This window comes from Paraburkholderia sp. SIMBA_030, assembly GCF_046535245.1.
Classification (GTDB): Bacteria; Pseudomonadota; Gammaproteobacteria; order Burkholderiales; family Burkholderiaceae; genus Paraburkholderia.
Map to the genome: position 1 here is coordinate 1 of NZ_JAWRXB010000591.1, position 270 is coordinate 270.

Consider the following 270-nt stretch of genomic DNA (forward strand, 5'->3'; position numbering starts at 1 on the left):
GATGGCCCGCCTGATCGGTTTGCACGAGTTCGCGTCCGCCGACCGTCGACAAGCCGAAGTTCACGAACAGCCAGAGCGAATTCGACAACGACGTACCGGCCAGCACCACGCCGTAGCCGCCCGCGCCCAGCACGCGTCCGTAATAAGGAATCAGGACGAGCGGATAGAGGTAGCGAAACGCGGACGACAGGTAGACGGCGAACAGATCGAGTTTCGACAGCGAGGTGTCGAGCTTTTTCATGATCCCCCCTGCGAAACCCAGCGCGCACG

Annotated in this window: 1 pseudogene; it reads right to left on the reverse strand. The window is 61.9% G+C overall.

Going from position 1 to position 270, the window contains the following annotated elements:
* Positions 1–241 (reverse strand): annotated as a pseudogene (locus tag SB772_RS41315) (polysaccharide biosynthesis protein); the annotation flags it as partial.
* Between the last annotated feature and the right edge of the window lie 29 nt (positions 242–270).